The following is a 12,698-nucleotide window of genomic DNA, read 5'->3' as shown; positions in this document are numbered from 1 at the left end:
GGTGCCCTGTATCGGGGATAGAGAGCGCCGATCCAGCAGGTAGGCTGTGATGTAACCTATGCTTGCGGAACATCTGTGCAGATGGGATGGTTTGGCATTCTTCGCACTCGAGGTATTAGCCATGCTCATCAACACTACAAAGCACACGTCATGATGGAGCAAGTCACCGTCTGGTTTGACAGCGGCTGCCCGCTTTGCCGGCGCGAGATCGCGATCATCCGGAGGCTGGACCGGCGCAATGCAATCCGCTTCATCGACGCCTGCGATCCCAAGGCATCGTGTCCTGTCGATCGTGTGGAGATCCTGTCGCGGTTTCATGCCGAAGAAGGAGGCAAGCTTTTGTCGGGGGCGGCAGCCTTTGCCGCAATGTGGCGGGCGATACCCCTTTTGCGCCCGCTCGGTCTCATCGCAGGCTGGCCTCCCGTCACGCCATTCTTCGAGATGGCCTACCTGGGTTTCCTGCGACTGAGGCCGTCTCTGCAGAAGTTTTTCCGGTAATGGATACCGTGGTCGGCGCTGTCTGAACGCGGCTTGCTGCCGACCGTCTCGAAATTTGCCGATTAGAGCGAGGGAAGCCAGGCACGCCTTCATCAAGAGCGTGCCTGGCTATGAAACCGGGTTGTTAGGCCAGCCAGAAGATGATCCCGGAGAGCGCAAAGCCAACGAGGCCCACCAACGTCTGCATCGCGGTCCAGGTCTTGAACGTGGTCTTGATGTCCATGTTGAAGAAGCGACCGACCAGCCAAAAGCCGGAATCATTGACATGCGACAGCATGACAGAACCCGATGCGACGGCGATGACGATCGCTGACAGCTGAATACCTTGATAACCGGCAGCCTGTACCGCAGGCTGCACAAGGCCAGCAGCCGTGATGAGTGCAACCGTCGCGGAGCCCTGTGCAACGCGCAGCGCGGTCGAGATCAGGAAGCCTGCCACCAGTATGGGCATACCGATATCGGCAAGCACATCCGACAAAGCATTTCCGATCCCCGAAGCACGCAGAACGCCGCCAAACATGCCGCCCGCGCCGGTGATCAGGATAACAGAGCAGACAGGTCCAAGAGCAGAGTCAACGATGCGCTCCACCTTGATGGGATCGCGACCGCGCATTGGCCCAAGAACGTAGCCGGCGACGAGAACCGAAATCAGAAGTGCGATTGGAGTAGAGCCTACGGTGCGGGCAAGCTGGAACCAGCTGGCATCCTTGCTGACCCATTCCTGTGCGCGCGCGAAATCGAGGCCGGTATTCATGAAGATGAGAACGAGCGGCAAAAGAAGAAGTGCAACGACGAGGCCAGGGCTCGGCAGGGAGATTCTCTCGTCGTCGGAGGATTGCTCATCAGTGACGTTGTCGGGCACCGGCAGGTAGATGCGTTTGCCGATCCAGCTTCCGAAAAAATGGCCCGCAACGACCCAGGTCGGGATGGCGACCAACAGACCGACGATGATCAGAAGTCCGACGTCGGCGCCCAGCAGTTCGGCTGCGGCGACAGGCCCGGGATGCGGCGGCACGAAAACGTGCATGCACGAGAACGCGGTCGCGACCGGGATGCCGTAGAGAAGAAGGCTTCCGCCAAGGCGACGCCCTACCGTGAACATCACCGGAAGCATGACCACGAGGCCTGCATCGAAGAAGATCGGGAAGCCGAAGAACAGCGACGCGATGCCCAACGCCAGCGGTGCACGTTTTTCGCCAAATCGGCGGACGAGGTCATCCGCAAGAGCCTGCGCACCACCCGATACTTCCAGCAAGCGACCCAGCATTGCGCCAAGGCCGACAAGCAGAGCAACGCCCCCGAGGGTCGAGCCAAATGCGGACGTGAGGGTGGTGAGGATATTCCCCGCCGGAATTCCCGTCACGAGCGCGGTCAGGAAACTGACGAGAATGAGCGAGACAAAAGCGTGGATGCGAAACTGGATGATAAGAACCAGCAGCAGCGCAACGGCGCCAGCCGCAATGGATATGAGCGTACCCGCTCCCAGGGTCTGTTCGAACTCCGGCAAAATTATACTCCTACAGGGCTTAGCGGTTGTGTCTGCGCGATGTACGGAGGTATCGCCCAGAATGCAAACTCAACCTCAATCGACGTGCACGACCACGTTAGAGCCGCTGCTCAGCGCGGCTTGCAGGAATTGCCTGCGAAGGCTCTATTCAACTTGAAATCGGACGTTCAACCAGAACGGCTGGTCATCACGCAGTGTCAGTCGCGTCGCGCATTTGCCTGCATCCTGCGGCGAAACGCGGATGGCCGGTCGGCGAAGCGGTCGGTGAAAGCTTCGTAGAAGCGCGAGACCGAGCCGAAGCCGGATTCGAAGGCGACATTCGTGATCGACATGTCTGTCGAGATCAAAAGCGAGCGAGCCGTGTCCAACCGGTGGCGGGCAATCGCCTGGTTCATCGTCTGGCCGACCGCCCGCTTGAACAGGCTCATGGCATAATTTGGATGAAGTCCCACATCCCGCGCCACGTGATCGACGGAAATATCGCCGAGGGCGTGTTCGGCAATGAAGCGCAACATCTGCTCCACATGACCGGCGCGCCCGCTGTCACTGGATGAGAGGCCGGCAATGGCAGGGGCGTGTTCGCGCAGATCCCGCCAACCTTCCCGCTCGATCCTCAAAACCCGGGCCGTGAGCTCGGTTCGGACGATCTCTGCCAGTCCCTCGTCACCCTGCAAGAGTTCCTCGCGCCATCTGAGAAAGACGTCCTCATCGAAAGGCCTGACAACGGTCGCTTCGATGACCGCACCACGGAAGACGGCATCCCGGAACCGGCTGAGAGTGGCAAGACCAAGAAAAACGGACATGGGAACATAGAGACAGACAAACCGCGTACCTTTTTCGATCTCCGTCACCTGATGCGGTACCATGCCCCAGAAAAGGCAGAGACGACCCGCGCCGATCGTCAGTTCCCGCCCGTCGAACCAGTAGGTCATCTGGCCCTGGGTAAGAAAATTCAGTTCGATCTGACTGTGCATATGCGGGCCAGCCATCCGCTGCACGACAAGAGTTTCGCCCGCGCAGAACCGATGGTCGCCGAACACGACAAGCGGGTGCCGCGGATCGAGATCGGGATGTGCCGGAACCGATCCGTCCTTTAAAATGGTTGATGCGGCCTTATCCATCTTAGGATCCCGGAAAACATTCCCTGAAATACAGTGGAACTCTACGGGTTTGTGGCGGAACATCAAGACGGGCTGGAGGAGCTCGATCGGTAAGGCTGAAATCTAGGACTTCATCCGGTTACCGATGGTCACAAGGGAGGAACACATGACCGTTCTAAGAAAGAGGCTGCTTGGCCTCGTATTGTCGACTTTTCTAATTGCGCCATCGGTTTTCGCGGGCGAAATCACAGTCAATTCAGACCATTCGGATCCCGTGCCGAAAAAGGCGATGGGCGATCTGATTGCGGCCTTCGAGAAGGCCAACCCCGACATCAAGGTCAAGTGGAACAACTTTGACCACGAAGGCTACAAGGCCGCGATCCGCAACTTCCTGACCGCCGACGCGCCTGATGTCGTCGCCTGGTATGCCGGCAATCGCATGGAGCCCTTCGTCAAGGCGGGACTGTTTGCCGATGTGAGCGATGTCTGGGCGGCCAATGGCTACGATCAGCAGATGAAGGCTGCCGTACCGTCAATGACGATCGACGGCAAGAAGTGGGGCATGCCCTATACTTATTACCAGTGGGGCATCTACTACCGTAAGGACATCTTTGCCGAAAAGAGCATCACCCCGCCAAAGAACTGGGCAGAGCTGATTGCCGCGAGCGCCAAGCTCAAGGCTGCGGGGATCACGCCCTTCACGATCGGCACCAAGGCACTCTGGCCGACCGGCGGCTGGTTCGACTATCTCAATCTTCGCGTCAACGGCTACCAGTTCCACATGGATCTGACAGCCGGCAAGGTTCCTTACACCGATCCCAAGGTAAAGGCCGTGTTCGAGAAATGGGCCGAGCTCGTCAAGCCCGGCTACTTCATCGAGAACCATGCGGCGATCGACTGGCAGGATGCAGTCCCGCAGCTCGTCCAGGGCAAGGCCGCCATGTATCTGATGGGCAATTTCGCCGTCGCCACCATGAAGGACGGTGGTCTGAAGGAGGAGCAGATCGGCTTCCTTCCCTTCCCTGAAATCACCCCCGGCCTGCCGAGGGCCGAAGAAGCGCCGACGGATACGTTCCACATTCCAGCCAAGGCAAAGAACAAGGAAGACGCCAAGAAATTCCTGGCTTACGTCGGCTCGGCCCAGGCACAGTCGACGATGAACGCCACGCTTGGCCAGCTGCCCGTCAACAATCAGGCCGAAAAGCCGAAGGACGTCTTCCTCGAGGCCGGCTTCACGATGCTATCGGGCGCCCAGGGCCTCGCGCAGTTCTACGACCGCGATGCCAATGCCGAAATGGCAAAGGCCGGCATGGAAGGCTTCCAGGAATTCATCGTCAAGCCGGACAAGATCGACGCCATCCTGGCACGGCTCGAGAAGGTCCGCACCCGCGTCTACAAGTAGCGCTTCCTCCCAGGAGACCGGGCGCAGCGACCGCAAGGTCCTGCGTCCGGCCGCAATCCTAAAAGAATCTGCAGAAGTATCGTCGTGAGCTATTCCGCAACGCAGCCGTCGCGCCGCTCGAAGAACAACAGGGAATGGCTCACGCCATGGCTGTTTCTCGCCCCCGGCCTTTTCATGTTCATCGTCTATGTCCTTTTGCCGATCTTCCAGTCGATCTGGATCAGCTTTCATGACTGGGACGGGCTTGGCGAAAAGGTCTGGATTGGACTTGGCAATTACCGCGAACTTCTGGATGACGACTCCTTCTACGTTTCCCTGAAGAACAACGTCATCTGGCTGCTGCTCTATCTTCTGGCGATCCCTGCAGGCCTTGCCGTAGCACTTTTTCTCAACCAGTCGGTCACCGGGATCCGGCTCTACAAGTCGCTGTTCTTTTTCCCGTTCGTCATAAGCCAGGTCGTGGTCGGCCTGATCTTTACCTGGTTCTACGCGCCGGATTTCGGGCCGTTTTCGAAACTGCTGGAGTGGCTGACGGGCGAGCAGCTGGCGGTTCTGGCGGATGAGCGCTACGTCTCCTACGGCATCATCATCGCCGGCCTGTGGCCGCAGACGGCCTATTGCATGATCCTCTACCTGACAGGTCTCAACAACATTAATCCGGAACAGGTCGAGGCCGCGCGGATGGATGGCGCCAAGGGGCTCAAGCTTCTCTGGTACGTCGTCCTGCCGCAGCTTGCGCCGGCGACTTTCATCGCGATGGTCGTCACCGTCATCGGTTCGCTGCGCTCCTTCGACCTCGTGTCGATCATGACCGCCGGCGGTCCTTACGGATCGAGCCAGGTTCTCTCCTACTTCATGTTCGAACAGGCATTGTCGGAATACGGTTTCCGCATGGGCTATGGCGCCGCGATCGCAGTCGTACTGTTCCTGATCATGATGGTGTTCATCTCGCTCTTCATCGTGCGGATGCTTGTCCAGGAAAGGAACGCCTGATGTTCCCCTCCCCCATTCAGAACGCATCGCCATGGATGCGGACCGGCTACAAGGTGCTCCTGCCTGTCTCGCTCGTCCTCTGGCTCCTGCCTCTGATCGGCGTCGCCATCACCTCGGTGCGGCCGGCGGGCGATCTTGCAGCCGGCAATTACTTCGGAATGCCCTCCGGTTTTGCCGGTGTCGAGAACTACACGGCCGTCTTCCGGGATTCTCCGATCGGTCTCTACATCCTGAACTCGTTCAAGGTGACGATCCCGACCGTCATCGGCGCGGTCGGTATTTCCTGCCTGACCGGCTTTGCGCTGGCGGTCTATCGCTTCAAGGGAAATCTCGTCCTGTTCTTTATGTTCGTCGCGGGCAATTTCATTCCCTTCCAGATCCTGATGGTGCCGGTTCGCGACCTGACGCTGAAACTCGGTCTCTATGACACGGTGACGGGACTGGTGCTTTTCCATGCAGCCTTCCAGACCGGTTTCTGCACGCTGTTCATGCGCAACTTCATCAAGGGCCTGCCCTTTGCCCTGATCGAATCCGCTCGCGTCGAAGGCGTGTCCGAATGGAAGATCTTTCGCCATATCGTGCTGCCGCTGATGCGGCCGGCGATTGCGGCGCTGTCCGTCCTGATCTTCACCTTCGTCTGGAACGACTATTTCTGGGCGACCGTGCTCGTGCAGGGCCAGCACGCCATGCCGGTGACTGCCGGCCTCTATTCGCTGAACGGCCAATGGGTTGCCGCCTGGCATCTGGTTTCCGCCGGATCGATCATCGCGGCCCTGCCGCCGGTCGCCATGTTTTTCCTGATGCAACGGCATTTCATTGCCGGCCTGACACTTGGAGCCACCAAGGGATGAGTGACATCGTAACTGTCGGATCCGGCGATTTCGCGCTGAGCCTCCGCCTGCCCGAAACGGGGATGCCCGAAATCCTGGCCTTCGGCCGCCCGCCGGTTGCCACCGATCCGCTGTTTGAGATCGAACGATCGAGCCGTATCAACGGCATGGACGTCGCGGTCCCATCGGCCGTCCTGCTGCCATCAGGCGGAATGGGCTTTTTCGGCTGGCCGGCGATTGCAGGCCACCGCGCCGGCCGCGATTTCATTCTCGCGCTCAGCGGCTGGTCGGCATCACGGAACGGAGCACAGACCGTGCTTTCGGCGAACGACCCGGTCGCACGGATCGGGATCTCCATCACGCTTACGGACCATGCGTCCGGCGTGCTCTCGATCGCAACCCGGCTCTCCAATGCAGGCGAGACCGACTACCAGCTCGATCGCTGCATGGCCGCGAGCTTCCTGGCGCCCTCAGGTGAGACAACCATCACCAGTTTTACCGGCTCATGGGGCCGAGAGTTCCAGACCCGGCGCGAAACGCTCGCCAATGGCCTGTGGATGCAGGAAAACCGCCGCGGCCGCACCTCGCACGACCGGTTGCCGATGCTGTTCGTCGAGGGCGCCGACCAGCGTTTCGGCGTCACGCTCGGCTGGAGCGGGAACCACCAGATCGCCATCGACCGGACCGATGACGGCCAGCGCCTCGTCCATCTTGGCGAACTGTTCGAACCCGGCGAGATCATTCTCGCGCCCGGCGAGAGTTACCAGAGCCCGGTCGCCTATGCCGGGCCACACAGCGAGGCATTTCATGCCTTCGTCCGCACCGAGCTTGTCCAGTGGCCGGGCGGTTCCATGAGCCCACGGCCGGTCACGCTCAACACCTGGGAAGGCAATTATTTCGACCACCAGCTGGGCTCGCTGAAAGCGCAGGCGTCTGCAGCCGCAGCACTCGGCATCGAGCGTTTCGTGCTGGACGACGGCTGGTTCGGCAAACGCGACGACGACACGACGAGCCTTGGCGACTGGGATATCGACCCGCGCAAATATCCGGACGGACTGAAACCGCTCGTCGATCACGTGACCAGCCTTGGCATGCAATTCGGCATCTGGTTCGAACCGGAAATGGTCAATCCGTTGTCCGACCTGTTCACCGTCCACCCGGACTGGGCGCTGCAGGTCGAAGGGCGGCCACTGCTCGCTTCCCGCAACCAGCTTGTGCTCGATCTCACACGTCGGGACGTCTCCGACTATCTATTTTCGAAGATTGATGCGGTGCTTGGCGGCCATGCGGTTTCCTATGTCAAATGGGACATGAACCGCGACCTGACCCATAGCGGCGGTCGCGACGGCAAGGCAAAGACCGCCGCCCAGACACGCGCCGTCTACGCCCTGATGGATCGCGTTCGCGCCGCTCACCCGGATGTCGAGATCGAAAGCTGCGCATCGGGCGGTGGCCGGATCGATTATGGCGCTCTTGCCCGCACCCATCGCGTCTGGACATCAGACTGCACCGATGCGCTGGAGAGGCTGGAAATCCAGCGCGGCGCTTCGCTTTTCGTGCCTCCGGAAATTCTCGGCAGTCACATTTCCGCAGATCCCAACCACCAGACCAACCGTCGCCATTCCCTAAGCTTCCGGGCGCTGGTGGCGATGGCCTATCATTTCGGCGTCGAGCTCAACCCGCTCGAACTCTCAGTCAAAGAGCGCGGCGAGCTGGCGCTCTATATCGAGACCCACAAGCGGCTTCGTCCGCTTCTGCATGCGCCGGGCGCCAATTTCCGGATTGAGCCAATCGATGGGCGCTATGTCTGGGGTGCTGCCAGCGCAGAAAAGATCGTCGTCATCGTTGCACAGGGACCGCAGATGGTGGGCGAACAGCCATCACCGCTGCGCTTGCCTGAACAACTCACGCGCTTCGGCGGAACCTGGCGCATCGAAACTGTTCTGCCGAAAGAGCCCGACTTCGTCCGCATATCGGACGGTCAGAAGCGCCTGCTTTCGGGCGAGATGGCTTTCGATCTGGCGCATGCCGGTCTTGCTGGCCTTCCCTTGCCGATGCTTCGGCCCGAAAGCGCCCTGCTTCTTGAACTAACACCTAACCATGGGAGACAGATGCGATGAGCGACGTCAGCCTGCGCGCCGTCAAGAAAAGCTTTGGCGCCGTCAATGTCATCAAGGGTGTCGATCTCGATATTGCCGATGGCGAGTTCTGCGTTTTCGTCGGCCCGTCCGGCTGTGGCAAGTCCACGCTGTTGCGGATGATCGCCGGCCTGGAGAAGATTTCCGAGGGCTCGCTGTCGATCGGCAGCCAGGAGATGACCGACGTCGGCCCGTCCGAGCGCGGTGTCGCCATGGTGTTTCAGTCCTATGCGCTTTATCCGCATATGACGGTTGCGGAAAACATCGGTTTTGGCCTGAAGATGACGGGCCATCCGAAGGCCCTGGTCGCAGAGCGCACAGCCTATGCGGCAAAGATGCTGCAGCTTGAGCCGCTGCTGCAGCGCAAGCCGGGGCAGTTGTCGGGTGGTCAGCGCCAGCGTGTTGCAATCGGCCGTGCGATTGTCCGCAATCCGGACGTCTTCCTGTTCGACGAACCGCTCTCCAATCTGGATGCGGCGCTGCGCGTGCAGATGCGCTCGGAGCTCTCGAACCTGCATCAGGATCTGAAGGCGACGATGATCTACGTGACCCACGATCAGGTCGAGGCGATGACCATGGCCGACAAGATCGTCGTGCTGTCGGCAGGTCGCATCGAGCAGGTCGGTGCGCCGCTCGAGCTCTATCACCGGCCGAAAAACCTGTTCGTCGCCGGTTTCATCGGTTCGCCGAAGATGAACTTTCTGACGGTTCCCGTGACACCCGGCGAGAACGGCCGCGTCACCGCAAGCCTTCCCGGCGGCGCATCGCTTTCGCTCGACACGCACGGCGCCTCAGTGAAAGGCGGAACGATGACGCTGGGCGTCCGCCCCGAACATCTGGATGCGACCGGCAATGGCGATATCGTTCTCGAAGGCCGCGTGAAGCTCGCCGAACATCTCGGCTCCGAGACCCTGTTCTTCGTTTCGCTCGCCGATGGTTCTGAGATTGCGGTCAAGGCCGACGGCCTTGCAAGCCAGCGCGCGGGCGACCCTATCCGCGTCGGTGTTCCGGCCAGGGCCTGCCATCTGTTCGATACCGACGGCCTTGCCGTCGTCAATGGAGATCTCACACGATAATGCTTGGCGTCTGCTACTATCCGGAACACTGGAACGAAGACCGCTGGGAAACCGATGCCCGGCGCATGCGCGAACTTGGCATTTCCTTCGTGCGCATCGGCGAATTCGCCTGGTCACGGCTTGAGCCGAGCCGCGGCAACTTCGACTTCGCCTGGCTCGACCGGGCGATGGACGTCCTGACAAAGGCTGGCCTCAAAATCGTGCTCGGCACGCCGACGGCGACACCACCAAAGTGGTTGATCGACGAGTATCCCGACATCCTGCCCTATGACGAACACGGCCGTCTGCGCGGTTTCGGCTCGAGGCGTCATTACACGTTTTCCTCAGAGACTTGGTGGCGCGAGAGCGCCCGCATCGTCGAGGCGGTCGCAAAACGGTACGGCGACCATCCGGGCCTCGCCGGCTGGCAGACCGACAACGAATACGGCTGCCACGACACGACCCTGTCCTTTGGGCCTGAAGACCTGAAGGCATTCCGCCGCTGGCTGCGGCTGCGCTACCAGTCTACCGAGCAGCTCAACGAGGCCTGGGGCTCGGTGTTCTGGTCAATGGAAGTCGCGAGCTTCGACGACGTCGCGCTGCCGAACCTGACCGTGACCGAAAGCAATCCGGCGACGCGGCTCGATTTCTGGCGTTTTCACTCGGAGCAGGTCGCAGCCTATGACGCAATGCAGTGCGAGATCATCCGCCGGCATTCGCCGGATCGCTGGATCACCCATAACTTCATGGGCTTCGTTCTCGATTTCGACCATTTCCAGGTGGCTGACAATCTCGACCTCGCCTCCTGGGACAGCTACCCGATCGGCTTCGTCGAAAAGTTTCCGTTCTCGGAGGCGGAGCGCAATCGCTGGGCCGAGACGTCGCATCCGGATATCGCGCCGTTTCACCACGATCTCTATCGCGCGGTGGGCCGTGGCCGGTTCTGGGTGATGGAACAGCAACCCGGCCCGGTGAACTGGGCGCCCTGGAACCCGATCCCGAAGCCCGGCATGGTGCGCCTCTGGACCTGGGAAGCGCTGGCCCATGGCGCGGAAGTCGTCAGCTATTTCCGCTGGCGGCAGGCACCCTTCGCGCAGGAGCAGATGCATGCGGGTCTGAACCTTCCCGGCCTCGACGAGCTTTCTCCCGGCGGGCGTGAAGCTGGACAGGTAGCGAGCGAGCTCGCCACCTTCGGAACGCTGCCAGAAACACAGACGGCTAAAGTTGCTGTTGTCTTCGATTACCAAAGCCATTGGACGACGGTGATCCAGCCACAGGGCAAGGACTTTCACTACGAGGAACTGACCTTCCGCTGGTACGAAAGCCTACGCCGCCACGGCGTCGATATCGACTTCGTGCGCCCCGGCGCGCCGCTCGATGGCTACGCGCTCGTCGTTCTGCCCTGCGTCACGGAAGTATCCGCGGATCTGGAGAGGGAACTCCGCCAATTCGACGGCGTGGTCCTGATCGGTCCACGAACCGGATCCCGAACCCGCAACTTCACCATTCCCGACAATCTGCCCCCCGGTCCGCTCGCCGATCTCACGGGCCACCGCGTCCTGCAGGTCGCCACCCTGCGGCCGGGCCTTGCCCAGCCTGTGACCGGACAGATCTCAGGCGCAGCAATCCGCTGGCGCGAAGATATAGAAGCGACCGGCGATGTTCTTGCCCGCTTCGGCGATGGCATGCCGGCCCTCACCCGCAAGGAGAAGATCCATTACCTGGCCTGCTGGCCGGATGAGTCACTCCTTGCCGCAACGATGAGCCTGGTTCTGGACGCTGCGGACATCCCCACGTTCGAGCTGCCGGAACATGTTCGTATGCGGCGACGCGGCGAGCTCGTCTTCGCGTTTAACTACGGTGCGGAGGACTGGACGGTTCCAACCGGGATCCGCATCGTGCTCGGCGAGCGCACTCTTCGCCCGTATGAGGTTGCTGTCTGGCGGGCGTGAGCGAGCCAGACAGCAACCAAACACGCGCCTGCCAAACGGTTGCCCGGGAGCTGAACGGGCCCTATGGAACGGTGCGGAACTGACCGAAATGATGCGAGCGGATCTCCACTACGACATTCGCTGAGCTGTATCAGGATTCCGGCTTAGGCCGGTTCGCGGCAGGGTGTCGACCCGACATCCTGTTTCGATCTTCAGGAATGCCAGATGGCCCGCATCAACGGATGCTGAAGGGGAAATATTTCGCGTTGATGCTGTCATAGACTTCGCCAGCCTGAAGCTCCGCCAGGGCCGCATTGATCTTTGCCGTCAACGCAGCATCGTCCTTGCGGAAAGCGATGCCCGCACCTTCGCCGAAGATCGATGCGTCCTTGACGTCGGTGCCAACGAACTTGCAGCAACGTCCTTCATTCGTGTTCGTGAGCCAGTCGTACACGGCAAGCTTGTCTTCAAGCATGACGTCAACGTCCTCGTTTGCCAGCGCCTTGTAAAGCTCCGGCGAGGAGCGAAACACCGTTGTCTCGGCGCTTGGGAAAAACTTCTTGATGTATGCCTGCTGTGAGGTCTCCGCCGCGATGCCGACGCGCAGGCCCTTGAGGCTTTCGTCCGATATGGTGGTCAAGACCGAGTCCTTGCGTGCGATAAAGACGGAGGGACTGTCGTAGTATTTGTCCGAGAATGTCACGAGTTTGCGTCTCTCTGCACTCATCGACATGGACGATACGATCATGTCGTATTTGTTCGAAAGCAGATTGGGGATCATGTCGGTCCATTCCTGGACGACCAGTTCGCAGGAAAGCCGTGCCGTCTCACAAAGGGCCTTGGCGATGTCGACGTCGAAACCCTGCAGTTGACCGCTGGAGTCCACGTAGTTGAAGGGAGGAAAGCCTCCCTCAAACGCAACCTTGATCTTCTGATCTCCTGCCCGGTCGGCAGCGACTGCCTCTCTAAGGTTATGTGTGGGCAAAAGGAGCCACGAAGCAGCTATACACAGTGTGATCAGCGCTCTGGGGTTCATTTTCGGCATCTGGCTCTCCTCTTGTCGTCCGGGCTCGATTCCCGTATTGGGAATATTAGAACATACAAGGATTAAGAGCTTCTCTCGCATGCTTGTCAGCAGCCGACCAGAAGCTCATCTTGACCCCGGCCGTCTCCGGCATTGCGTGTTTTCGTCATCAATCGCGAATGCTTCAATTTTGAGACATGCTTTAAAAGCATTTCGTAAT

10 protein-coding genes are annotated in these 12,698 nt (G+C 60.2%); 7 read left to right on the top strand and 3 right to left on the bottom strand.

All coding sequences use genetic code 11. The features are described 5' to 3' along the window. The first annotated feature begins 81 nt into the window (after positions 1-81). Positions 82-498 (top strand): DUF393 domain-containing protein, encoded by a 417-nt coding sequence (locus ASF70_RS04875; RefSeq protein ID WP_244473981.1) that lies wholly within the window; start codon positions 82-84, stop codon positions 496-498. A gap of 124 nt (positions 499-622) precedes the next feature. Here ASF70_RS04875 and ASF70_RS04870 read toward each other — a convergent pair whose 3' ends face one another. Continuing rightward, positions 623-2,005 (bottom strand): gluconate:H+ symporter, encoded by a 1,383-nt coding sequence (locus tag ASF70_RS04870; RefSeq protein ID WP_062459880.1) that lies wholly within the window; start codon positions 2,003-2,005, stop codon positions 623-625. Between the two features lie 197 nt (positions 2,006-2,202). Then, entirely contained in the window at positions 2,203-3,126 is a 924-nt protein-coding gene (locus ASF70_RS04865) for a helix-turn-helix domain-containing protein (protein WP_062577905.1), read from the bottom strand. Positions 3,127-3,271: 145 nt separating this feature from the next. On the opposite strand from ASF70_RS04865, the gene ASF70_RS04860 reads away from it, so the two are divergent. From ASF70_RS04860 to ASF70_RS04835, 6 genes are all read left to right on the top strand, one after another. Next, complete coding sequence (locus ASF70_RS04860) at positions 3,272-4,507, top strand: extracellular solute-binding protein (protein ID WP_062577903.1); 1,236 nt, start codon at positions 3,272-3,274, stop codon at positions 4,505-4,507. A 174-nt stretch (positions 4,508-4,681) separates the two neighbouring features. Next, positions 4,682-5,500, top strand: coding sequence for a sugar ABC transporter permease (locus ASF70_RS04855; RefSeq protein WP_156461786.1), 819 nt, complete (start codon positions 4,682-4,684; stop codon positions 5,498-5,500). Continuing rightward, on the top strand, positions 5,500-6,351 hold the full coding sequence (locus tag ASF70_RS04850) for a carbohydrate ABC transporter permease (protein ID WP_062459888.1): 852 nt from the start codon (positions 5,500-5,502) through the stop codon (positions 6,349-6,351). Before ASF70_RS04855 ends, ASF70_RS04850 begins: the two co-directional genes overlap by 1 nt. After that, the gene (locus ASF70_RS04845; RefSeq protein ID WP_062577900.1) at positions 6,348-8,450 is read left to right on the top strand and encodes an alpha-galactosidase; all 2,103 of its coding nucleotides are present in this window, start codon (positions 6,348-6,350) and stop codon (positions 8,448-8,450) included. Before ASF70_RS04850 ends, ASF70_RS04845 begins: the two co-directional genes overlap by 4 nt. Beyond that, the gene (ugpC, locus tag ASF70_RS04840; RefSeq protein ID WP_062577897.1) at positions 8,447-9,544 is read left to right on the top strand and encodes a sn-glycerol-3-phosphate ABC transporter ATP-binding protein UgpC; all 1,098 of its coding nucleotides are present in this window, start codon (positions 8,447-8,449) and stop codon (positions 9,542-9,544) included. Before ASF70_RS04845 ends, ugpC begins: the two co-directional genes overlap by 4 nt. Next, on the top strand, positions 9,544-11,475 hold the full coding sequence (locus tag ASF70_RS04835) for a beta-galactosidase (RefSeq protein ID WP_062577895.1): 1,932 nt from the start codon (positions 9,544-9,546) through the stop codon (positions 11,473-11,475). Before ugpC ends, ASF70_RS04835 begins: the two co-directional genes overlap by 1 nt. A gap of 214 nt (positions 11,476-11,689) precedes the next feature. Here the strand turns inward: ASF70_RS04835 and ASF70_RS04830 are convergent, their stop codons facing one another. After that, on the bottom strand, positions 11,690-12,499 hold the full coding sequence (locus tag ASF70_RS04830) for a transporter substrate-binding domain-containing protein (protein ID WP_244473963.1): 810 nt from the start codon (positions 12,497-12,499) through the stop codon (positions 11,690-11,692). Between the last annotated feature and the right edge of the window lie 199 nt (positions 12,500-12,698).

It is taken from the genome of Rhizobium sp. Leaf321 (genome assembly GCF_001423215.1).
Classification (GTDB): Bacteria; Pseudomonadota; Alphaproteobacteria; order Rhizobiales; family Rhizobiaceae; genus Neorhizobium; species Neorhizobium soli.
The sequence above is the reverse complement of the archived record's forward strand: the minus strand, read 5'-3'. Positions and strand labels throughout refer to the sequence as shown.

Excerpts from the sequence above, each read along its gene's own strand:
- ASF70_RS04830 (WP_244473963.1), bottom strand. The coding sequence starts at position 12,499 with ATGCCGAAAATGAACCCCAGAGCGCTGATCACACTGTGTATAGCTGCT.
- ASF70_RS04835 (WP_062577895.1), top strand. The coding sequence starts at position 9,544 with ATGCTTGGCGTCTGCTACTATCCGGAACACTGGAACGAAGACCGCTGG.
- ASF70_RS04860 (WP_062577903.1), top strand. The coding sequence starts at position 3,272 with ATGACCGTTCTAAGAAAGAGGCTGCTTGGCCTCGTATTGTCGACTTTT.
- ASF70_RS04875 (WP_244473981.1), top strand. The coding sequence starts at position 82 with ATGGGATGGTTTGGCATTCTTCGCACTCGAGGTATTAGCCATGCTCAT.
- ASF70_RS04865 (WP_062577905.1), bottom strand. The coding sequence starts at position 3,126 with ATGGATAAGGCCGCATCAACCATTTTAAAGGACGGATCGGTTCCGGCA.
- ugpC (WP_062577897.1), top strand. The coding sequence starts at position 8,447 with ATGAGCGACGTCAGCCTGCGCGCCGTCAAGAAAAGCTTTGGCGCCGTC.
- ASF70_RS04850 (WP_062459888.1), top strand. The coding sequence starts at position 5,500 with ATGTTCCCCTCCCCCATTCAGAACGCATCGCCATGGATGCGGACCGGC.
- ASF70_RS04855 (WP_156461786.1), top strand. The coding sequence starts at position 4,682 with ATGTTCATCGTCTATGTCCTTTTGCCGATCTTCCAGTCGATCTGGATC.
- ASF70_RS04845 (WP_062577900.1), top strand. The coding sequence starts at position 6,348 with ATGAGTGACATCGTAACTGTCGGATCCGGCGATTTCGCGCTGAGCCTC.